Raw genomic sequence first — 20,361 nt, forward strand, 5'->3', positions numbered from 1 at the left:
ACCATTCTGCGTGTCGGTTCCGAGCAACTGTCTCCTCCTGGAGATCTTGATGCTGGTGCGAGTTTTGGCTAGATCGCATGTGTTCATTTTGGAGAAGTGACGGTGACGATCGGTACTGTAAAGTGGTTTAACACGACCAAGGGCTACGGTTTCATCAAGCCGGACGACGGCGGCCACGACGTCTTTGTGCACATCAGCGCCGTTGAAAAGGCCGGATACACCGGCTTGGCGGAAGGCGCTCGGATAAGCTTCGAGGCCACGGCTGGTCGTTCCGGCAAAGTATCAGCCGAGAATCTCCGGATCGGATAAGGCCGACATCACCGACGGGGCGCAACGGTTGGATCGGGATCCCTCCTGAAACGGATCCCGATCTCGCCAAGAAGATAGCCTCGGTAGTGGGCGATACGGCCGTGCCATGGCATCGATCTAGACCCGGGCGCACCGTGAGAACCAGTTGGTTAGATTAACCCAATCTACCCGCTGTCATTGCCGCGAACTGCTGCGGCTTGCCGCTAACGGGTGACTTCAGCGTTGCTCTGGATGGGGCCAGCCGGCACCAGATGCACGATCCGATAGCCATTCTCGTGCAGATAGCGCAAGAACGCCGGCATCATGGCGGCCGTTCGGGCCTGGGCATCATGCAGCAGAATGATGCCCTTGCTCGCGACCTCCAATCGCTCGGTAACGGTCCTTAGTTCTTGTTCTGGGGTTAGGTTCTCCCAGTCGCCCGCCGAGAGATCAGCTCCAAACACCACAATCCCGCGCGAATGCAAGAATTCGAGCGTCGCTGGGGTCGAGTCAAAATACGGAAACCGGAAAAAGCGCGATGGCGGGCTTTGGGTGTAGACGCCCTTGACCGCCGTCTCATCAGCGGCAATTCCACGATCAATATCCTTCTTGGCCTGTTCGAAGGTCATCTTCGACATCATCGTATGCGACCAGCTGTGGTGTGCGATGGTGTGGCCCTCGGCAGCAATTCGGCGAACGAGCTCTGGAGACATTGCGGAGGACTTGCCGACCAGAAAGAACGTGGCCCGTACGCATTGATCGGCGAGCGCCGCCAGTACCTTTCGCGTGCTCGGCGGCCGCGGCCCGTCGTCAAAGGTGAGGACGACCTCATGGTCGGCCAAAGGGAGCGTTTCCCGAAAGCTGTTCAATCCGACGCGCGGGTAAGCCTTTGCATCGACCTCGAGGACGCGCGAGGTGCCGAGCACATCCTGCCGCGGGCAGTCGGCCGCATCTGTCGCGACTATCCCGGCAAGCAGCACGGTCACAGCACCAGCAAGCGGCGTGGTCAATCTGCGCAGAAGCATCTTTGAACGCGCCACACCTCCACCCTTACCTGAGCCAGCAGCATTGTCGAAAGACGATAGCCTCATGCGATTCTGGTGGCTCTTAGGGAACGGCGGCTTCGCCGCGGGTTGAGCTCTCTATTGCGCGATGGACAGAACTCCCGGGCCGCATTCAGCGACGCTTCACGAGTGTCGAAGGTGGTCCATCGATCCAGGCTTTGGAACGCTCGAGGAGGGACAATCTTCGGAAACGCTTCACACTAGTTGAGCGCAGTCAGCGTTTTTCTGCCTATCCATGAGCTCTCACGCACATAATCGGCGTTCCGGCGCCGTCTCATGATGCAAACCTCGATCGATCAGTCCCGCTTAGCTTGGATGGGCGTTGGTTACGTATCTCGGCTTTGTCCCCGCCGATCTCTGCGCTGCCACGCGCGCCACTGCGACGCGAGCACCATTGTGGTTGTGTGCGCACGTCGATATGCCGAGATGTCCCGATCATGTCGGCGACAAAAATCATTTGGCACCAGGTCATCCTGGTCTGCCTCATCGTGCTCGCGTTCCTATGGGCGGCGACCGAATGGACAGCTTGGCGGCTTGCATTCCAGCAACAGCTTGGGACTCCCTGGTTCAAGCTCGGGCATTGGCCAATTTATCAGCCGGCAGCTTTCTTTGGCTGGTGGTTCAAGTTCGATGCTTATGCCCCAATGATCTTTCTCGAGGGCGGCGCTATTGCTGCAAGCGGCGGCATCGCGGCCATAGCACTCGCGATGTTGCTCTCGGTCCTGCGGGCCGATGAGGCGAGGGACGTCACCACCTACGGCTCGGCCCGCTGGGCCGATCTACGCGAAGTCAGACGGGCCGGGCTGTTAGGCCCTGACGGCATCGTGCTCGGCCGGTTCGGACGTCATTATCTGCGCCACGACGGGCCCGAGCATGTGCTTTGCTTTGCGCCAACGCGCTCCGGGAAGGGTGTTGGCCTCGTCATTCCGACCCTTCTGACCTGGCCGGCCTCCACCATCGTCCATGACATCAAGGGTGAGAACTTCCAGTTGACCTCCGGCTGGCGCGCGCAATTTGGGCCCGTGCTGTTGTTCGATCCGACCAATCCGGCCAGCGCCGCCTACAATCCACTCCTCGAGATCCGCCGCGGCGATTGCGAGGTGCGAGATGCCCAAAATATCGCCGATATTCTCGTCGATCCCGAGGGTGCGCTCGAGCGCCGCAATCATTGGGAAAAGACCAGCCACTCGCTGCTCGTCGGCGCAATCCTGCATGTCCTCTACGCCGAAGCCGACAAGACCCTCGCCGGGGTCGCAAACTTCCTTTCGGATCCGTCTCGCCCGATCGAGGCTACGCTGAACGCAATGCTGGCAACTCCGCATCTTGGGACAGGCATCCATCCAGTCGTCGCGTCAGCGGCACGTGAGCTTTTGAACAAAAGCGAGAACGAGCGCTCGGGTGTGCTCTCGACGGCGATGAGCTTCCTCGGGCTCTATCGCGATCCGGTAGTTGCCAAGATCACCGCGCGAAGCGATTGGCGCATCCGTGATCTCGTCGACCGCGCTGAATCCGTCTCACTGTACCTCGTGGTGCCGCCATCGGACATCGTCCGCACCAAACCCTTGATGCGGCTCATCCTGAACCAGATCGGACGGCGTTTGACCGAGAGCCTCGATCCCGACCGGCGCCGGCAGAAGCTGCTTCTGATGCTTGACGAGTTTGCAGCCCTCGGCCGGCTCGACTTTTTCGAGAGCCAACTCGCCTTTATGGCAGGTTACGGCATCCGCAGCTTTCTCATCACACAAAGCCTTAACCAGCTCGAACGCGCCTACGGCCCGAACCATGCGATTCTTGACAATTGCCACGTCCGGATCGCTTTTTCGACCAATGACGAGCGCACCGCCAAGCGCGTCTCCGACGCGCTTGGAACTGCGACCGAATTGCGAGCCATGAAGAACTATGCGGGTCACCGCTTGAGCCCCTGGCTTGGGCACTTGATGGTCAGCCGCCAGGAGACCTCCCGTCCGCTGCTGACCCCAGGCGAAATCATGCAACTGTCTCCGAAAGAAGCAGTCGTGATGATTTCCGGTGTGCACCCGGTCCGTGCCAACAAGGTCCGCTACTATGAGGATCCTCAATTTCAGCGACGTGTCTTAAAGCCGCCCCGCTTGGACGCGAACAAGTGGTCCACCGGACCAGATGACTGGTCAGCCCGCGCGCCCATATCGCCGTCGTTCCAGCTGCTGACCAGGCGCAGGGGAAGGGGCGACGAGGCGAACGGCGGCTTGCGCCGCGAGCCGGAATTGCCGCAGCATGAGGAGATCGAGATCAAGACGCCCGCCGGCGAGCACGAGTTCGACCCCGACCTCGACGAGGGTGACGCGGATGCCGTCCAGGCGCAACTGATGAGCCGGTCGATGCAGGGAGTTGCGCGGACCGTGACCCTCGATCCAGACGATGGAATGGATCTGTGAGCGAGGCAGCGTGAAAAAGGTCCAGCTCAGCATCTATCTCGATCCCGAAACGTTCAAAACGCTCGAGGCCTTCGCAAGCCGCGGCGGCCAGTCCAAGTCGCTGGTGGTCGAGGCCGCAATAGGTTCCTTTCTTTCTCCTGACGATTCCGATCGGCGCGAGGCTGTGATCGCAAAACGGCTGGATCGGATTGTGCGGGTGCTCGAGCGTCTTGAACGCAACGATGGCATCACGCTCGAGACCGTCGCGCTCTTCATCCGGTTCTGGCTGACCTCGACTCCGGCATTGCCGGAGCATTCGAGCCCTGCCGCTCGCGCTAAGGGCGGTGAGCGGTACGACCGCTTTGTCGAAGTGCTGGGACGACGACTTGCAAGCGGATCCAGCGTCCTGAAAGAGGTGAGCATCGACATGCAAGCCTCCGAGAAGCCCGAATAGGCAGTTATGCGCGCAGAGTGCCTGTGACGCCCCTTGGCGATCGTCGCAGCGCCGGGCCCAGATGAGCCGAGCCTCAGGCAGACCGACACAGAGTCGTGAAGCGCGGGGGGCCTTCTTAAGGTCCCAGAAAGCCCGTCGCGAGTGGCCGCTAGCTGACGCGCGGGAGGCTGAGAGATCCCGCTCATCTGGAGCCCGCCTTGTCTTTCTTTGGCTACGCCAGACTACGACGGCGATGTCGGCGCGATTGATGTCATGGTCGGATTGACCCTTCTGTCGGCGCATCATCGCTGGGGCGATTCATCTGTTTCGATCGGAAATCCACGTTGCGCGGGAATAGCGTCAGCGGTTTCGTGCGGTCAAAAATTGAGGAGCTAAAGAAACAATGCCCATCGATGGTGAGGCTGACGGTCAGGGCAGCTCGATTGGGAGTCGTTCCGATGGCGAGGTGCAGCCGAACTCGAACGAACGTCCGCGAACAAAGAAAGTTACCATTCAGCTCTCCGAAAGTATGTTCCAGCGCCTTGAAACAGCGACCGAATGCCCGGGACTCGGCAACAGCATGGTCGTCGACAAGGCGCTTCTGCGCTTCCTGAATCCTCCGCAAGGGGCCGAAGGGTGTCATTCGGCCTGCAATAAAATTGGACGCCGATGAGGGGCGCATTGCCTCACGCAGAATGGTTACTGGACAACTTCTCGCCGATGACTGCAGCAGCGCCACCAAATTGTTTCGGTGGCCTCTATGGCGGGAAAGATCAGCATGGGTGCGCGGCGCGAGGTGTTGTCGGCGGTGATGGAGCGTTACCGGTCGGCCAAACGGGCGGAGAAGGGGCGCATCCTCGACGAGCTGTGCGCGATGACGGGCTGGCATCGCAAGCATGCGGTGCGCGCGCTCCGACGACGCGCACCGGTTGGGCCCGGCGCCGTCGAGGCAGCTCGAGAGCGCAAGCGTAGATATGGTGCGCCGATCAAGGACGCGGTGACGGCGCTGTGGGAGGCGTCCGATCGGGTGTGCGGCAAGCGGCTCAAGGTGATGATCCCGACCTTGCTGCCGGCGCTCGAGCAACATGGCCGATTGCGGCTTGGCCAAGCGGACCGTGAGCGTGTTCTGGTCATCAGCGCCGCGACCATCGATCGCCTGCTCGTCGAAGTGAAGATCGCGGCGAGCGGCGGCAGGCGGCGCCGTGCCGGATTCTATTCGGCAATCCGGCGCGAGGTCGCGATCCGCACGTTCAATGACTGGAACAGCCCGCCGCCCGGTTTCTGCGAGGTTGACATGGTCGCCCATGGCGGCACGTCGGTGGCTGGCTCGTTCATCCAGACCCTGACGATGGTCGATGTCGCCACGGGCTGGACGGAGTGCCTGCCGCTGTTGACGCGGGAAGGTTCACTCGTCGTCGAGGCGATCAACCGGGCACAGAGCCTGTTCCCCTGGTTGTTGCGCGGCGTGGACTTCGACAACGACAGCGCCTTCATGAACGATGTCGTCGTGCCATGGTGTCGCGAACAGAAGCTCGAAGTCACACGCTCGCGCGCGTACAAGAAGAACGATCAGGCGTTCGTTGAGCAGAAGAATGGTGCCGTCGTCCGTCGCCTGATGGGCTACGGCCGCTTCGATGGCGTCGAGACGGCCCGTGTGATGGGCCGCCTCTATGCGGCGGCACGGCTCTACGTCAACTTCTTCCAGCCGTCGTTCAAGCTGAAGGAGAAGCGCCGCGAAGGGGCGAAGGTGATCAAACGCTATCATCTCCCATCGACGCCCTATGAGCGTGCATTGGCGCATCCCAAGGTGACCGCGGCCGTGAAGAAGCGGCTGCGTGATCAGTATCGCTCGCTCGATCCAGTCGCGCTGTTGGCCGAGATTCGCGCGACCCAGGACGAACTCGGCGATCGCGTCGATCGTCGTGCCGGACAGGCGCGCGGCCTGCAACGCGCCAGCACGAGCACCGCGCCAGCGACCGCAGCCTCTTTTGCGAAGACGCTCGGCAAGACGACGACGACCGGCGAGCCGCGTGCCACGCACCGGCGCACCCGTCGACCGTATAAAACCAGGGTTCGCATGCCGTCCAAGCTCGACCCGCATATTGCTGCGATCGAGGGCTGGCTCGCTACGCAACCGCAGTTAACTGCACTCGCCATCGTCGGCCGGCTCAGCGAAAAACACCCCGAGGAGTTCGGGACAAGACAGCATTCGATCGTGCAGCGTCTGCTGAGGGCGCTTAGACGGAAGACGGCCGAGCAGTTGGTCGCGGAGGAGCCGCTCGGCGAGGCCACCACTGCTGCCCCATTGCCCGGGGCTGTGGACGGCTCGGGCTATGTAGGGCCCGACCCGCCCACAGCCCCTCTCGTCGAGCAAGCCGGAAAAGCCACTTGGCGCGGCCGATCAGCCGAGGTCGCATCGACCAGTGCAATGGCGCCGTCAGGGTAACATTCGCAGATGCGGCAATACGAGGGGTCAAAGTTGGGCTCTGACTCACTTTTGATGAAGTTCAAGCGCCGGCTCGCGTTGGTTTCACAAAGGAATCAACATGATGCAGCGGGCCCTACGTCCGTCGGCCCTGGTCCCTCGCGGGTTTGACGTGGAGAGCGCCGTCTGTGACGGCGCCGCGACCGTGATCACCGTCCGTCCCACGAGCGGGACGAGTCTCTGTCCTGGATGCGGAGCCAGTTCTGGGCGGATCCATAGCCGATATCAGCGACGCCTCACCGATCTGCCGCTGGCGGGGCGGTCGGTTCGCCTGGTCGTCGTGGCGCGCCGCTTCCGCTGCGTTACTGTTATGTGCGGTCGACGTATTTTCACCGAGCGTTTCGATAACGGCGCTCTGGCGCCGTGGGCGCGGCGAACGGCCCGGCTCGATCTGGTCGTCCATCACCTTGGGCTTGCCTTGGGTGGCCGCCCGGCGGCGAGTTTTGCCCGCCGACTTATGCTGCCCGTGAGCAACGATACGTTACTTCGGGTGGTTCGAAGGCGCGGGTGTCCGCCTTTTGCTGCGCCGAGCGTGATCGGTATCGACGACTGGGCCTGGCGGCGCAATCAGCGGTACGGAACAATCATCTGCGACCTCGAGCGGCGACGACCAGTCACTCTCTTACCCGACAGAGAGCCGGCCACTGCGCAAGCCTGGCTCGCGGGGCAACCACAGATCGCTGTGGTCGCGCGCGACCGCGGTGGCGGCTACGCCCTTGCTGCGACCAAGGCACTCCCGCAGGCCACCCAGGTCGCCGACCGTTGGCACCTCATGGAGAACGCCAGCCACGCCTTCCTCGATGCGGTTCGCAAATCTATGCGCCAGGTCCGCGTCGCAGTCGGCTCCGCCACCATAAATCCCGACTTGCTGACCGCCGCCGAGCGCATCCAGTATGAGGGCTATCTTCGGCGGGAGGACACCAACGCGGCAATCCTCAAACAGGCCGAGACGGGCGTCTCCATAAAGGAGATCGTACGGCTCACTGGGCATAGTCGGGGTCTCGTCCGCAGGGTACTGAGAGGTCAGCGATCCGATGTGTTCAGGGTGCGCGAGAGCTCGCTCGAGCACCACCTGCCATGGCTCGACGCCCAGTGGGCTGCTGGTCATTGTAACGGCGCCAACCTGTGGCGTTGCCTCAAGGCGCAGGGATTTAGGGGCTCGATGCGGGTCGTCACCGAATGGGCGACACGCCGTCGGCGTGCCGAAACGCCCGATGCTCGGAGCCTACAGCGCGTGCCGTCCGCGAGAACTATCGCCCGCCTGATGACCAACGGCCGCGATACGCTCTCAAAGTCAGAGACGGTGACCATTGCGGCGATCGAACAAGGCGTTCCTCTCCTGGTGGAAGCTCGAGAGGTCATCACCGCTTTCCATACGATGATCCGCAAGAAGGCTCACGTAGATCTTGACCCATGGCTGGAACGAGCATGCGCAAGCCTCGTCGCGTCTTTTGCCAACGGTGTCATCAAGGACAAGGCTGCCGTCAACGCCGCGATCACGACGTCTTGGTCCAACGGACAGACCGAGGGCCAGATCACCAAGCTCAAGCTGGTCAAGCGTCAGATGTACGGACGCGCCAAGCTCGACTTGCTTCAGGCCCGCCTGATCGGCGTGATATGACCACGACTGCACAAAAATTGCGTCAGAGCCAAAGTTGCAAGCCGATTGACACGCATTCGCGAAAACAACATAGGGTCATGCAGACACCCTCGGTTAAACCGATGGTGATTGCGTTAAGGCTGCTGAAAGCGACGGCGCCAAGTGGCTCATCGGGGGATTCGCTTGAAAAATTGATTTCGTGCGTCCAAGCCACTCGTACGCCGGCCAGGCCTCGCTTCTTCCCTGGGTACGCAAGATCCTGCTGTGGCGCTCTGTCAAACAATGCGCTCCCGGCCTTAATGTGCCGGGAGCATGGTTTTGAAGAGCTGGAGAGCCCCGAGTATCAGGCCACGGATCGGCTCAGCCGAGCTTTACTGTCATCTGTCGCAATGACGTCGGCAACCATCTCAGCTGTGATAGCGGATAATGTCCAGCCCAGATGACCATGCCCGGTGTTGTAGAAAATATTCGGCCGTTTGCCTCGGCCGACCCTCGGCATCATGCTAGGTGTCATAGGACGCAGGCCCGCCCATGGCACCACTTGTGCGGTAGACACATCCGGGAACGCTCGCTCTACCCAGCGCACCAGAGGCTTGATGCGGTCCCAGCGGATGTCGCGGTTCTCGCCATTGAACTCGGCGGTCCCTGCGACGCGGAAGCGATCTTCTCCCAACCGACTGGTCACGATCTTGGTGGCCTCGTCGAGCAGGCTGACACGGGGCGCAGCCTTTTGGCTCGGTTTGTCCCGCAGCTCTACGGTGATGGAGTACCCCTTGACGGGATAAATGTTTATCTTGTCCCCCAGCATTGAAGCAATGCGGCGGCTGCCGACCCCAGCGCAGACTACTGCCCTTTCAGCTTTAAGTTCCTCGCTCAGAGGACCTTGTTGCCAGCGTACGACCACACCGTCTTGATCGGCTCGCATATCGCAGATCTCCGCACCAAAGACAAAGCGCACACCCTTTCGTTCGCAAGCCGCAGCGAGACCACGCGTGAACTTGTGAATGTCGCCGGTTGAATCAGAGGGGGTAAAGAAGCCGCCGTAGTACTGGTCGCTCAGCGCTGGCTCTATGGCGAGCATTTCGGAAGGCGTCACGGAGCGGCGATCCAATCCGCCCTGCAGCAGCAACTGATTTACCCGAGAAGCCGCGTCGAAATCTGCCTTACTCGAATAAACGTGCAATATTCCTCGTCGCTCCAAGTCGAAGTCGATGCTCTCCCGGTCGGCAAGCTCAAACAAATGTTGCCGCGCGGCTATCGCGAGCTTCGTCGTCTCGATCGTATTGCGGCGGTAGTGACGGATCTGACCTACGAACTCGGCGAGCCAAGAATACTTGTGAAAACTGGGGCTGGGGTTCAGCAGCAATGGTGCATCCTTGCGCAGCATCCATTTCACGCCTTTTACGATCGTTGCGAGACAATTCCAGACTTCGGCATTGCTCGCCGACAATTGGCCGCCATTGGCAAACGAAGTGTCCATTGCGGGGTAACGTTGGCGATCAAAGACCGTGACCGAATAGCCGCGGCAGGCCAAGGCATAGGCAGTTGTAACTCCGGTGACACCGGATCCGATAATGATGATCGTGCTCATCGTATGCTCCAAGACAGGGATGAATGAACGGTGAAATGGCTTCCGCCACAACTCCGTCCCCAAATCTGTCCGTGCACCTGAGAGCTTTCTCCGCTATCCTTGATAGATAACGGTCCCCTTCGGTGGGTACCAACCGGCACCTCTCTCCAGATCGTCCTCGGTGTGCAGTCCTGGGCCTGAGAGTTTCCTTGGGGAGTTGCTCCGTCGGCGGCGATGGGCCTGTCGGCCCACCGCACTCTCCCGCACACCATCGTCAGACGTCACCACACTTTCAGACGTGCGGCCTACATGTCAAGAGAGCTCACGAACCACGCGACAATCACACCGCATCGGAGTCGCTGGGAGAACGCTCTTTCGCCACTAAGATCAGCCGGATGAAGCCGCTGATGCCGATTGTAGCCGCGCGGGATGTCGCCGCTTTTCGGCACAATAGCCCGCTGGTCGCAGCAATGCTGCAAGCTCATCCAAAAAAACGCACGACGAGAGCACAAAAGCCGGTCTAATGTCCGGGCAGCGACGATGACGTAGCGCCTCTCAAAGCCGCGCGTCTCATGCAATTTGGTGTCAAGAATTCGCTGTATCTGGGCTTACGATTATCCCGCCGGTCTCACGCGGCGTTGATGGTCCCAGCCAGAACGCCAGCGTTCAGGTAAAGCAGCAGTGAAGTGCCGCCGGGCCCGTCCGCAATTTGAGGACTCTCAGTCTTGCGATTCGAAATGACCTTGAACGCCGAGTTTGCGCTGCTCATCGCATCTGAATGCGTGAACACCGCTATCGAGTGCTCCTCCAAATGTGTCTGGATGATTCCCGGCACGCACCCTGATGATCCGTCCCCGGCCAAGTGTTCAGAACTCTCGTCGAGCTTGATCCCGAACTCGTCGTCCTGCCTGCGAGATCTGCAAACGTGATCCGGTCACTCCGTCCGACGGGTGGTTCTTAGGCCCTATGGAGACGACGATGCTGCTTCCGGTCAGTGGTGCATTTAATTTGCGATCAACGCACTATGAATTCGACCGCGTTATCAATTCGGCAGATAAGTGCAGTCCTTCCCGACTGACGCGGGTTCCGACCGCAGCTCCGTCGAAGGCTTCGGCCGACCACGAACGTCACCTTGTGCCCGGCGCCGTGTTGAAGCGCGCTCAGGCATGCCTAGGTGGGTCTCTCGAGGCTGCTGCTTTGTTACATACGCCCGACTTTCAGGAGTGCGCTGCTCTTGGAAGTCGGGAGCCGCGCTCGGGGGCGACTCCTGCGCTCTCAATCCCGAGTGAAATTCAAGGAGGCAGGCAGTGAGACGTGCCGTCTTCATCTTTTGCGTTGACCGCGAAAAAGATCCGGTGGCGGGTCACGTTCTGAACGCCATCATGACCGGATGCACCCTTGTTTCGACGGGGCTCGAGATTGATGGACATCCGGTGCTCGAGGTCCCGGGCCTGCGCGACACTATCGTTTCGATCGTACGCACTAACGAGGTCGTAAGTAACGACTATGCGCGCTACGCACCCCTCTTCAATGAGCGGTTCGGTGACGCCGAGGTCATCGGCATAGTGAATTGGCACGAGGGTGCCAATGCGCCAAACGCCATTTTCTCGGTTCAAACGACTGGCGACCTGGCTACGGGGACTTTCAGCAAAGTTGACCCCCGAATTACTCGGGGGCTTCTTCTTGCCATTGAGGCCGAGCGCGTAACCTCTGATCTTCTTAACTTTCGCACTTACTTAGAGGCGACCCACTGGTCAGGCGTCAAAGCCGGCTATGCTGGGACCTGTCTCGCGGACTTGAGGCCTTCTGCAATCGACATCGAGATCGGAAGCTCGCCAGACGATTGGGCAAATCCCCTTGCCGCCCGAGTGCTGGCGAGAGCTCTTCTGCATACGTTCGATCGGATGGATGAACCTGTGCGTTCCGTCCTCTGTGTCGGCGGCGTCCACTTTGAACCAAGCTTCACAACCGCGGTGTTGCAGTCATTCGACAACTTCCCGATAGCAGCTAGTCACGTCCTGCCCAATCATTGGCTGGTGTCTGGCGGCTATGATCACGAAAGTCGATTGATCAATCTAAGAGCTTGCGTGGATTCAATCGTGGGCGGCATTCAAGCCATCGTGTACCACGATAAGCTCAAAGCGCCCTGGAACTTGGCGTCCCAATGCTTTCGCACAAACAGCTACGCACGGCTTTGAAGGCCAAGGATGTTGCCGAATGATCACGCGGGAGCGCGAGTCGTCGAAGTCGGCGTGCCGCACAGCGAGATTGTTGAACTTGCCCGTTGGCGCCCGCGCGGTGCATTTTTAGGAGAAACACCATGAATGCTCTAGGTTCTGGTTCTATCAAAACGATTCCTTACGCTCCCTTCCTGCGGGCCGAATACGAACATCGGGTCGAACAAGCCCGGCGTTCGATGAGAGAACATGCCATTGACGCGCTTCTGGTAACCTCCGAACACAATTTACGATATTTTGTCGGCGAGCCTAGCACGACGCCGCAGCAGACAACTCGGCCCCGCTTTCTTCTTATTCTCTCGTCCGATGAGGCTGTTGCAGTCGTTCCAGAGGGGATCGATCAGTTTTATAAGGAGACGACCTGGGTCAAACGCTGCCGGACCTGGCCCAGTCCAAATCCAAAGGATGAAGGGGTGTCGGCCCTCGCCGGAGCATTGCGCGAACTATTGCCGGAGAATGCGAAAATCGGCACAGAGCTTGGCGCCGAAAGCAGACTTGGCTTCCCTACGGGAGATTTCTTACGTGTTGCGGATGCGATCAAACCTCGGATGTTTGTAGATGCATCGGATCCGATTTTCACTCCGTTGCGGATGATCAAATCTCCATTAGAGGTCGACCGAATTCGAACTGTATGTAAGCTTGTCTCGGAAGCTTTTGATAACCTGACGCCGAAGTTGCGTTTGGGTATGACGGAACGGGAGGCGTGTCGCCTCTTCGAGCTCGAATGCTTCAGTCGCGGTGTCGAAAAGACGGCTAAGATAGTGGGTGTTTCTGGCCGCGGGGGTTATACGCGCCCCTACGGTGTTCCGAGCGACAAAGTTCTCTCTGATGGTGACCTGCTGTTTATTGATGCCGGCTGCTTGTTTGACTTTTATTGGAGCGACTTTGATCGACATTTTGCCTTCGGGACCCCTGATCGGAACACCCAAGATGCCTATCAAATCGTTTGGGAGGCGACCGAAGCGGGAATCGCCGCCGTCAAACCAGGCATTCCGATCTGCAATATCTGGGGCGCAATGTCAGATGTACTAAATGGCTCAAACAATCGCGGTAAAGCCACGAACATCGGGCGAATGGGACATTCGATGGGATTATGGATGCCGGAGTTGCCCTCGGTGCAACCTGATGACAAGACGATCCTAAGACCAGGCATGATCATCAACATTGAACCAAGCACCTCATACCCGTCATATTTTGACGGATCGCCGAGGTTGATGCTGCACGAAGAGGTCGTCGTCGTGACCGACTCTGGGTCGCAACTGCTCACTTCTCGAGCTTCTCGAACATTACCGGTTGTCGCGAACTAAGAGAACGCTAGCGCCCTAATGCGCTGGATCGGGCGAAGAGCATGCTGGGTTTTCGCTAACCTTGAGAAGTGTTCCACAATTTTCGAGGGATAGAGGCTGCCTCGCCGTGTCTCGTTCACGTGTTCGGGCGAGACCTCAATGTCCAGTCAGACGCAAAGCTGGGAGGGCATGTGGCTGACAGCAACAGAAGGTGCTCGAAGAGGCCCGAAAGCATGGCGCATCCGCCGGGCTTCTACAGTGCCGTATCGTATTGAACTCACAAATTGAGGTCTGACATGCACGGCGTGGACACTTTCCGAGATCTGCAACGAGAGGCAACCGAGTGGCGTCGCTACCTTCATGAAAATCCTGAGCTGGATTATCGGCTGCATAACACGGCTGGGTTCGTGACCGAGAAGCTGGCTTCCTTCGGTATCAATCATATTGAGACGGAGATAGCTGAAACCGGTATCGTTGCATTGATCCAGGGGAGGGGCGGAGACGGACCCACCATCGCGCTAAGGGCGGACATGGACGCCTTGCCGATCCTCGAGGCCTCAAGCAAGCCCTGGTCGTCGAAAGCACCCGGTAAAATGCACGCGTGCGGTCACGATGGTCATACCGCCATGTTGTTGGGTGCCGCGAAATACCTTGCCAGCACGCGCAACTTTAAAGGCTGCGTTGCTTTGATCTTTCAGCCTGCGGAAGAAGTCGAACTTCCGTCTGGCGGCCTAAGAATGGTTCAGGAAGGAATCATGGATCGTTTCAGCATCTCCAAAATCTTTGGGATGCACAACGCGCCGGGCACCGAGGTTGGCAAATTCAGCATTTGCGGCGGGCCTATCATGGCGTCGCAGGACGATTTCGACATTATCGTAAAGGGCCGGGGTGGCCATGCGGCTAAGCCGCATGAGACCATCGATCCAGTCGTGATTGCCGCACAGATCATTGTCGGCATACAAACTCTCGTTTCACGCAAAATCAATCCAATCGATTCGCTCGTGATCTCCGTGACGAAGTTGAATGCTGCCAATGCTTACAACATCATCGCTGATCAGGTCGAAATGGCTGGCACGGTCAGAACCCACGTCCCTGACTTGAGAGACTTCGCCGAACGCCAGATCATGGCAGCCGCCCAGGGCATCGCGAGCGCATTTGGCGCAGATATCGAGTTCAAGTACCGTCGGTCGGTCCCGGTGACCTTCAACCACATCCAGGAGACTAATTTGGCGATCAGGGCGGCACGCAGTCTCGTCGGGTCCGGTTCCGTTGACGAGAGCATTAAACCCCGCATGGGGGCGGAGGATTTCGCTTACATGCTTGAGGTGCGGCCAGGCGCTCTGATTTTCATTGGAAACGGACCGACCGCTGGTGTGCACAACCCGGCATATGATTTTAACGACGAAGCTTTGCCGTATGGCATCGGCTATTGGGTGAACTTGGTTGAGACATTGTTAGGCGTCTGAAGCGTCGGCGGGAGGAGCACGTACGACCCCAAAGTTCACTCGCTGCACGGCCCAGCCGCTAAGCCGCTCGCGCTGACTTGCGATGGTCGTCGGCATTGCCGCAGGCAATGGGCAAACCGCGGGAGATTGCCAGAAGACCTGTCGCTTCCGCCCCACGAGCTGTCCGATGAGGTGATATGCGCCTGCTGGATCGCGACCATGCGGTCCGAGAAGCGCTCCGGCCGCTGCCCGGTTTAGCTCAGCAGGTACGCAGGCAGGATCAGCATCAGCGTGCTCTGAAGTCTTGGCATTAAATGCCGCAGAGGCCGACGCTTCGAAGGGGTAGAGCTCGCGCACCTTACGAGTTGGACTGCAAGGTCAGTTTGCCATGCCCGTGATGTCTCCGACACGCGGACGATTCGTGCTCTGTCAGGCCTTACATAGTAAGTCCCTTCCACAGGGCACACTCCGACCAGTGATATCACGTGGAGAAGAGAGCTGGTCCCGGTTGTCTGAACAAAATCTCCGCGTCGATAAGTGGAGCGTCTGCCGGGGTTAGGCCGCCATGCGGATTGGCGGCTGGTTGAAGTAGGCTTGATCCGGTGTGCTGCCGTCAAGGCTCGAGTGTGGACGTCGGCCGTTGTAGAAGTCGAGATAGCGGCCAATCGAAGCTCGCGCCTCGCCGACCGTTTCGTAAGCTCGCAGATAGACCTCTTCATATTTGACGCTGCGCCACAGCCGTTCGACGAACACATTGTCCCGCCAAGCCCCTTTGCCGTCCATGCTGATGGCGATGGCTTGGTTGGTGAGCAGGCCCGTGAAGGCCGCGCCAGTGAACTGCGAGCCCTGATCCGTGTTGAAGATTTCGGGCTTGCCGTGACGCGCCAAAGCATCCTCCAGGGTCTCGACGCAGAAGGCCGCCTCCATCGTGATCGACAACCGCCACGAGAGAACCCGGCGGGTTGCCCAATCCAGCACGACAGCGAGATACACGAAGCCGCGCGCCATCGGGATATACGTGATGTCCATCGCCCAGACCTGGTTCGGCCGTGTGATCTCCATGCCGCGCAGCAGATACGGATAGATCTTGTGACCGGGCTCTGACTTGGTCGTGCGCGGACGGCGATAGAGCGCCTCTATCCCCATCCGCCGCATCAGCGTCTTCACATGCCGGCGGCCGACCTTGCACCCCTCGGCAGCCAGCAGGCCGCGCAACATACGCGAACCGGCGAAGGGATACTCCAGATGCAACCGATCGAGCCGTTGCATAATCGCGAGGTCGGCGGAGGGCACCGGACGCGGCAGGTAATAGACGCTGCCACGGCTGATGTTCAGAGCTTCCGCTTGCCTAGTGATCGACAGATCGTGCTCACGGTCGATCATCGCTTTGCGCTCAGCAACCCCGCCTTGGTGAGCGCTCCTTCTAAAAAATCGTTCTCCAGCGTCAGCTCTCCGATCTTGGCGTGCAACGACTTCACGTCGATGGCCGGCCCGGCAGATGCCGCGGGACCTGCCCCGAAAACGTCAGAGGCACCGCCCTCCAGTTGGGCCTTCCACGCCGTGATCTGATTGGGGTGGACATCAAAGTGCTCGGCCAACTGCGCCAGCGTTCGATCGCCCTTGATGGCGGCCAGCGCTACTTTCGCCTTGAAGGCCGGGGAATGGGTTCGGCGGGATCGTCTGCTCATCGTCGCTCCTGTCTGCGGCAACTATCGCCGCATTCAGGCAGAAACTCCACTTATCGCGATGTTCAGATTTCTGAGACCAGCTGTAAGCTCGCCGCCCCGGAGGCCTGTCACATCACGTCGCGAAGGGGATCGGGCCACAACTATCCGCATCGACTCTGTAGGGAATCACGACTCGCTCGAGCGCAAACCCCAAAAAGCACGAAACTAGGCCATCACCTTGCGTTTCTGCAAACACTTCTTCACGGCAAACCATCTCGATCGAAGACTGATGATGTTGGATCTCCCCCGCAAGAACTATGAGACCCTAAACGCCAAGGTCCGTCTTTGCTGTTCGGAATGCAGCGATCACTCTCTCTATGTCGTCTGTACGATGCGCGGCACTTACCTGCATGCGAATCCGCGCAGCACCATCCGGCACGACAGGATATGAGAAGGGAACGACGAGAATGTCGCGCGCACGCAAATACTCAGCAATCTGAACCGCGACTGCGGCATCGCCCGTCATGACGGGCACAATCGGGTGATCGCTGCCCAATACGTGAAACCCCAGATCGGTCATTCCTTGACGCAGCTGGCCAGTGCGAGCAGACAGATTCCGCCTAAGATCGTCTGCCTTCTCCGCCAGATCGATTGCAGCCAATGACGCTTCACAGATCGCCGGCATTAAGGAGTTTGAAAACAGGTATGGGCGCGCACGCTGTCGCAACCAAGAAACGATCTCGCCACGGCCCGAGACGTAGCCGCCAGAGGCGCCGCCGAGTGCTTTGCCGAGCGTGCCGGTAAGAATATCAATCCGATCTTCCAACCTATACCGCGCGGGCGTTCCACGCCCTTCTGGTCCGACAAACCCGACCGCATGAGAGTCATCGACCATAACCAAGGCCCCGTGACGCTTCGCTAGGTCACAGATCCCGGGCAGATTCGCCGCAGCACCATCCATGGAAAACACGCCATCGGTCACGACGAGCACTGTTCGACAGCTGCTTGCCTCTCGTAGAGCCTGCTCTAACTGCCTCATATCATTATTGGCGTAGCGAAAGCGCTTCGCTTTGCAGAGCCGAATCCCATCTATGATGCTCGCATGGTTCAGGCTGTCGCTGATTACCGCATCGTCAGCGTCGAGCAGGGCCTCGAACAATCCCGCGTTCGCATCGAAGCACGAACCGAATAGGATCGTGTCCTCCGTGCGAAGGTAGCTGGAGAGCCTGCTTTCAAGCGCGCGATGAACGGAGTGCGTCCCACAAATAAACCGCACGGACGACATTCCAAAACCATGCCGCTCGAGACCTGCATGCGCGGCTCGCACCAGGGCAGGGTGATTGGACAGACCGAGATAGTTATTGGCGCACATGTTCAGGAGATCGCGCTCGCCAAGTGCACGCAGATAAATATGCGTCGACTGGGGCGAAACGATCTCTTGTTCGATTTTTAGGAGATTACGCGATGATAGCTCATCGAGGTTGCCACGAAGTCGCTGACCAATTTGCGAGCGCATAGTTCGTTTCCGATCAGGGATAAATGATAGCCGTCGACCACGCGGGATCAGCGTGCTTTTGCCAGTACATATCCGTGAGCCGGCGGGTGATGGTTCCGACCTGTCCTTGAGAGATCGTGGTGTCATCGATGCGCGTCACCGGCATAATCCCGCCGGCAGTGGAGGTGATGAACACCTCGTCAGCCTTCTTGATGTCGTCACGACTGATGTCGGCCGCAGTGGCGGCAAGCCCAATCTCTGCACAGAGATCAAAGACGGTCCGACGCGTGATACCCGGCAATACCCCAAAAGCCGGCGTTCTCAAAGATTCATCCTTTACAAGGAACACATTGAAGCCCGGTCCTTCCGCGACATGCCCCTTCGTATCTAGGATCAGCGCTGTCTCGGCACCTTTATCATAGGCGTCGAAAAGGCCTTTCACGAGGTCGAGCCAATGATAATTCTTGATGGTAGGATCGATTGAGTTGGGCGGGATACGGACGGTTTCGCTGATCGCGACATGCAAGCCTCTTTCCAATTGTTCCTTATTGGCAACCGAGCCATAAGGCACAGCAAACGCGATGAAGCGGTTCTCTGCTTGGCGAGGATCGCGGCTGAATGTCGGCGACGAACCTCGCGTGCAAATCATCTCAACGTAAGCCGATTTATGGCCCGACAAGGCGACACACTTCTCGAGGATCGACGCGATTCTCTCGCGGTCGTAAGGCAGCTTCATTCGAAGGCGTTCAACGCCTGCCAGAAAACGGTCAAGATGCAAATGTAACCGGAAAAAACGGCCGTTCCAGACGTGCACCGTGTCGTACGTTGCGTCTGAGTGCAGGAGACCCCAATCGAGCACAGAGATCTTCGCCTCGGACATCGGCAGGTATTGGCCATCCATGAAAGCGACCCCATGAGGGTAGCGCCGTTGGTCGATGTGATGCTTATCGATTGCTGAAAGCACAGTTGAGGGCTCTGTCATCGTAGTCATTTGCAATAGGAGGGGTTGAGACAAGCAACGAATTCTTGCTTCGTGAAGATAAGGATCTCGGACATGGTGCTCCATCAAGATGTCGGGGATCGAAACCGGTCGGCCCACTGGACTTAGTCGCATTAGAGTTTAACAGCTCCAAGGAGCCGCATTCCGCTGATGTGGCACCTCGCCTGGCCTAAATTCTGCGTCTGAACGGAATAGGTGAAGCTTTCACACTCTGGAGACGCGACTTGAAAGGCGCGTCCAATGCTGATGATCGGCATCGCCGCCGGATCAAGATCTGGAGAATTTCGCGGGGCAGAATGTGTGCGGCCGATCGTAAGGCGCGCATGTGGTGACCAGTCAATGGTGCTTCGCACAATTTGAGCCGGATGGATCTGGCGGCCGACAGCGCGCGAAGCGCAAGTTTCGAGCGGCTCCGATCCTCGTGAGGGCCGAGGTGCTACCACAACCAAACGAAAGTGGTGGCCGTAGCCGCTGCGGTCGGGGGCACGTACACGTCGGAATCGAGTTCTGGAGCGTGCCACCAGCGCTGCCGAGCAAGTAAGCATCGCTCGCGCAATTATCCATGGGCAAGGGTGGATGGTTGCTGGTCCGAACTTGTCGCTCAGGGGAAGAGATGCCGTGAGTTTTTGCGGCTCGGCCATCGAATGATGGCTATCCCACGTGTAGGCGCTGATGGCAGCAGGATCCTCCTGAGCAGGAAGTTGGTTCGTCGAATTGCTTAAGCGTAGTAGGGCAGGCACAATGCGCTACCGGTGCGCGCATTCGCCAGATCACGTAGAGATGCGGACGCGATCGGGGCGGCGTCGCATACGCTACACGATCACCCCGCATCTCGCCGAAGACCGGGAGGCGACACTCTGAGCATTCTGCCGCTCATGAATTAAATGAGCGACTGGCTGCATTTCCTTTCGGTATATGAGGTGGTCCCGGTTTTCTGAACAACTCTCCGCGTTGTAAGTAGAGCCTGTGCCGGCGCGGATTGGCAGTGCGGTAGGCACGATCCGACGTCCTGCCGTTAAGGCTCGAATGGGAACGGAGGCGCTTGTAGAACTCGATCTTTTGGCCCATCGGATCGCGCGTGGCTGACGGTCTCTTCGCTCAGATATACTTCCTTGTCTCGACGCTGCGCCACAACCGCTCGGCAGATATGTTGTTGCGCCAGGGACCTTGTCTCCATACTGATGCCGATGCCGTTGCAGGCGAGCATGGCGGTCAAAGCCGCACCGATGACTTGCGAGCCCTGATCGGAGTTGAGGTCGGCATGCCATAACGAGCCGGAGCATCCTCCAGGGTCTAGCCGCAGAGGCTGCTCTCATGGTGATCGACAGCCGCCAGGACATAAACAGGCGTATTGCCCAGGCTAGCTCCACGTCACGGTTGAGAACACTCCATGAAGAT

Annotated in this window: 16 protein-coding genes and 2 riboswitches; of the genes, 10 read left to right on the plus strand and 6 right to left on the minus strand. The window is 59.0% G+C overall.

The window, feature by feature from the left end:
• Nucleotides 1–102 precede the first annotated feature (102 nt).
• A complete protein-coding gene (locus ACVWW3_RS00120) occupies nt 103–309 on the plus strand; it encodes a cold-shock protein (RefSeq protein ID WP_456647370.1) in 207 nt (68 codons plus the stop codon).
• 203 nt (nt 310–512) lie between these two features.
• Here the strand turns inward: ACVWW3_RS00120 and ACVWW3_RS00125 are convergent, their stop codons facing one another.
• Nucleotides 513–1,313, minus strand: a complete 801-nt coding sequence (locus ACVWW3_RS00125) for a polysaccharide deacetylase family protein (protein WP_456647371.1) — start codon at nt 1,311–1,313, stop codon at nt 513–515.
• Between the two features lie 476 nt (nt 1,314–1,789).
• Here ACVWW3_RS00125 and ACVWW3_RS00130 point away from each other — a divergent pair, with 476 nt between their 5' ends.
• The 5 genes from ACVWW3_RS00130 to ACVWW3_RS00150 all read left to right on the plus strand — a co-directional run bounded on the left by ACVWW3_RS00130 (nt 1,790) and on the right by ACVWW3_RS00150 (nt 8,284).
• The gene (locus ACVWW3_RS00130) at nt 1,790–3,766 is read left to right on the plus strand and encodes a conjugal transfer protein TraG (RefSeq protein WP_456671793.1); all 1,977 of its coding nucleotides are present in this window, start codon (nt 1,790–1,792) and stop codon (nt 3,764–3,766) included.
• A gap of 10 nt (nt 3,767–3,776) precedes the next feature.
• Nucleotides 3,777–4,199: a CopG family transcriptional regulator gene (locus ACVWW3_RS00135; protein ID WP_456647372.1), complete on the plus strand. Its 423-nt coding sequence runs from the start codon at nt 3,777–3,779 to the stop codon at nt 4,197–4,199.
• Nucleotides 4,200–4,581: 382 nt separating this feature from the next.
• On the plus strand, nt 4,582–4,851 hold the full coding sequence (locus ACVWW3_RS00140; RefSeq protein WP_456647373.1) for a hypothetical protein: 270 nt from the start codon (nt 4,582–4,584) through the stop codon (nt 4,849–4,851).
• Nucleotides 4,852–4,938: 87 nt separating this feature from the next.
• Entirely contained in the window at nt 4,939–6,624 is a 1,686-nt protein-coding gene (locus ACVWW3_RS00145) for a transposase (RefSeq protein ID WP_456647374.1), read from the plus strand.
• Between the two features lie 103 nt (nt 6,625–6,727).
• Entirely contained in the window at nt 6,728–8,284 is a 1,557-nt protein-coding gene (locus ACVWW3_RS00150; RefSeq protein WP_456647546.1) for an ISL3 family transposase, read from the plus strand.
• A gap of 322 nt (nt 8,285–8,606) precedes the next feature.
• On the opposite strand, the gene ACVWW3_RS00155 is transcribed toward ACVWW3_RS00150, so the two are convergent.
• Both ACVWW3_RS00155 and ACVWW3_RS00160 read right to left on the minus strand, forming a co-directional pair.
• The gene (locus ACVWW3_RS00155; protein WP_456647375.1) at nt 8,607–9,854 is read right to left on the minus strand and encodes a D-amino acid dehydrogenase; all 1,248 of its coding nucleotides are present in this window, start codon (nt 9,852–9,854) and stop codon (nt 8,607–8,609) included.
• 63 nt (nt 9,855–9,917) lie between these two features.
• Nucleotides 9,918–10,006, minus strand: a riboswitch (glycine riboswitch).
• Between the two features lie 3 nt (nt 10,007–10,009).
• Nucleotides 10,010–10,107, minus strand: a riboswitch (glycine riboswitch).
• Nucleotides 10,108–10,461: 354 nt separating this feature from the next.
• Entirely contained in the window at nt 10,462–10,668 is a 207-nt protein-coding gene (locus ACVWW3_RS00160) for a hypothetical protein (protein WP_456647376.1), read from the minus strand.
• Nucleotides 10,669–11,140: 472 nt separating this feature from the next.
• Here ACVWW3_RS00160 and ACVWW3_RS00165 point away from each other — a divergent pair, with 472 nt between their 5' ends.
• The 3 genes from ACVWW3_RS00165 to ACVWW3_RS00175 all read left to right on the plus strand — a co-directional run bounded on the left by ACVWW3_RS00165 (nt 11,141) and on the right by ACVWW3_RS00175 (nt 14,822).
• Nucleotides 11,141–12,031: a D-aminoacyl-tRNA deacylase gene (locus tag ACVWW3_RS00165; RefSeq protein ID WP_456647377.1), complete on the plus strand. Its 891-nt coding sequence runs from the start codon at nt 11,141–11,143 to the stop codon at nt 12,029–12,031.
• Between the two features lie 122 nt (nt 12,032–12,153).
• Nucleotides 12,154–13,377, plus strand: coding sequence for a M24 family metallopeptidase (locus ACVWW3_RS00170; protein ID WP_456647378.1), 1,224 nt, complete (start codon nt 12,154–12,156; stop codon nt 13,375–13,377).
• A gap of 275 nt (nt 13,378–13,652) precedes the next feature.
• The gene (locus ACVWW3_RS00175) at nt 13,653–14,822 is read left to right on the plus strand and encodes a M20 aminoacylase family protein (protein WP_456647379.1); all 1,170 of its coding nucleotides are present in this window, start codon (nt 13,653–13,655) and stop codon (nt 14,820–14,822) included.
• A 534-nt stretch (nt 14,823–15,356) separates the two neighbouring features.
• Here ACVWW3_RS00175 and ACVWW3_RS00180 read toward each other — a convergent pair.
• The 3 genes from ACVWW3_RS00180 to ACVWW3_RS00190 all read right to left on the minus strand — a co-directional run bounded on the left by ACVWW3_RS00180 (nt 15,357) and on the right by ACVWW3_RS00190 (nt 18,945).
• A protein-coding gene (locus ACVWW3_RS00180; protein WP_456647380.1) for an IS3 family transposase occupies nt 15,357–16,489 on the minus strand; the annotation gives its coding sequence in 2 pieces (ribosomal slippage) (nt 15,357–16,234 and nt 16,234–16,489; 1,134 coding nt in all).
• A 304-nt stretch (nt 16,490–16,793) separates the two neighbouring features.
• Nucleotides 16,794–17,984, minus strand: a complete 1,191-nt coding sequence (locus ACVWW3_RS00185; protein WP_456647381.1) for a glycine C-acetyltransferase — start codon at nt 17,982–17,984, stop codon at nt 16,794–16,796.
• 13 nt (nt 17,985–17,997) lie between these two features.
• The gene (locus ACVWW3_RS00190) at nt 17,998–18,945 is read right to left on the minus strand and encodes an aminotransferase class IV (RefSeq protein WP_456671794.1); all 948 of its coding nucleotides are present in this window, start codon (nt 18,943–18,945) and stop codon (nt 17,998–18,000) included.
• Nucleotides 18,946–20,041: 1,096 nt separating this feature from the next.
• Between ACVWW3_RS00190 and ACVWW3_RS00195 the strand changes: the two genes are divergently transcribed.
• Nucleotides 20,042–20,233, plus strand: coding sequence for a hypothetical protein (locus tag ACVWW3_RS00195; RefSeq protein ID WP_456647382.1), 192 nt, complete (start codon nt 20,042–20,044; stop codon nt 20,231–20,233).
• Nucleotides 20,234–20,361 lie beyond the last annotated feature (128 nt).

The organism is Bradyrhizobium sp. LM2.9 (assembly GCF_054056555.1).